The organism is Alienimonas sp. DA493, assembly GCF_043951915.1.
Classification (GTDB): domain Bacteria; phylum Planctomycetota; class Planctomycetia; order Planctomycetales; family Planctomycetaceae; genus Alienimonas.
Genome location: NZ_JBINJD010000312.1, coordinates 1 through 1,852 on the forward strand (window position 1 = coordinate 1; position 1,852 = coordinate 1,852).

Annotated in this window: 1 protein-coding gene; it reads left to right on the forward strand. The window is 69.1% G+C overall.

Going from position 1 to position 1,852, the window contains the following annotated elements:
* The first annotated feature begins 209 nt into the window (after positions 1-209).
* Positions 210-1,811, forward strand: coding sequence for a TrkH family potassium uptake protein (locus tag ACG2DA_RS22680; RefSeq protein ID WP_395258955.1), 1,602 nt, complete (start codon positions 210-212; stop codon positions 1,809-1,811).
* Positions 1,812-1,852: the final 41 nt, after the last annotated feature.

Consider the following 1,852-nt stretch of genomic DNA (forward strand, 5'->3'; position numbering starts at 1 on the left):
CGCCTGCTGGCGGGGGGTGAAGGGGGCGGTCGCCCCCGCCGCGAGGAAGAAGGCCGCCTGAGCCGACCTTGCGGCCCGCCCGGCGCCCCGGACCGCCGGCGGGCTTGTGGTGAGGGGCCGACGGAAGTACACCCCGACCCGGCCGCCGCCGGTTCAAACTCCCCGCGACCGGCCCCCCGCCGCCCCCGCTCCGTCCCGCCCGCCCCGCGATGAACTGGCCGCTGCTCTGTCGGCTGCTGGGGCTCCTGGCCGTGCTGGTGGGCGGCAGCATGACGCTGTCGCTGCCCTGGGCGTTCCCCTTCGCCGGGCAGGTGGAAGAAATCGAAACCCACGGGGCGATCGGGCTGGTCTCCTCCATCGCCCTGTCGCTGCTGATCGGCGGCGGGCTGTGGTGGTACGGCCGCAACGCCGGCAAGGACACGATCCTCCGGAAAGAGGCCCTGGCGGTCGTCGGGCTGGGCTGGATCCTCGCCGGCGTCCTCGGGGCGATGCCGCTGTACCTCAGCGGCTCCTACCGGAAGTTCGATGCCGACGCCCCGGACCAGAACGTCCGGGTGACCCTCGCCGACGCCCTGTTCGAAAGCGTCAGCGGGTTCAGCACCACCGGGGCCAGCGTGCTGGACGAGTTGGAGGACCCCCGGGCGGTCCCCCGCTGCGTGATGTTCTGGCGGAGCTTCACGCACTGGCTCGGCGGCATGGGCATTATCGTGCTGTTCGTGGCGATCCTCGGCCAACTGGGCGCCGGCGGGAAGGCGTTGATGCGCCGGGAGGTCCCCGGGCCGATCAGCGAGGCCGTCCGCCCCCGCGTGCAGGAGCACGCGCTCACAATGTGGCTGATTTACGTCACGCTGTCGGCGATCGCGGCGCTGGTGTACTCGCTGGAGGGCATGAGCCTGTACGACGCCCTGTGCCACAGCTTCGGCACGCTCGCCACGGGGGGGTTCAGCACCTACAACGACAGCGTCGGCCACTTCGGCCCGCTGATCCAGTGGACCGTGATCGTCTTTATGTTCCTGGCGGGGGTGAACTTCAGCCTCTATTACCTCGCCCTGCGGGGCACCCCGCGGCTCGGCGAGGGGAAGGTCTGGGGGCGGTTAAAACTGGTGTTCGGCGACCCGGAGTTCCGCGTGTACGTGGCCATCCTGCTGGTCTCCACGGGGTTGCTGTTCACGTATCTGCTCACCCGGCATCAATACGACTCCGTGCTGGAGGAGTTCCGGCACGCGGCATTTATGTCCGTGACGATCACCACCACGACCGGCTTCGGCACGGAGGACTACACCCAGTGGGGCGAGTCCGCCAAGGGGCTGATCTTCCTGTTAATGTTCTGCGGGGGCTGCTCCGGGAGCACCGCCGGCGGCATTAAGGTGATCCGGTTCATGCTGCTGGCCAAGGTCGTGCGGCTGGAGGTGGAAAAGGCCTTCCGGCCGAACGTCGTCCGCCCGATGAAGCTGTTCGGCCTGCCGGTCGACCGGGACCTGCGGCACGACGTGGTGGTGTATTTCGCCCTGGTGCTGACCCTGTTCGTGGGCGGGTGGTACGCCCTCTGCCTGATCGAACCGGGCAACCAGTGGGCCGCCCACGACGACGTGCCGAGCCGCCAGGCCGAAAAGCTGATCGACTGCGCCAGCGCCGTGGCGAGCTGCCTGAACAACATCGGCCCGGGGCTGGGCAAACTCGGCCCGGCGGAGAACTACAGCGACTTCGCCGCCGGCAGCAAATTGCTGCTGACCGTGCTCATGCTGCTGGGCCGGCTGGAGCTGTTCGCCATCCTCGTGCTGCTCGCCCCCGGGTTTTGGCGGGTGAATTAAATCCCGCACGCCGTGACGCTCCCCCCGGTTCGCCGTCGCCG

Bases quoted from the DNA above. Each gene is read 5' to 3' on its own strand.
- ACG2DA_RS22680 (WP_395258955.1), top strand. From the start codon at position 210: ATGAACTGGCCGCTGCTCTGTCGGCTGCTGGGGCTCCTGGCCGTGCTG.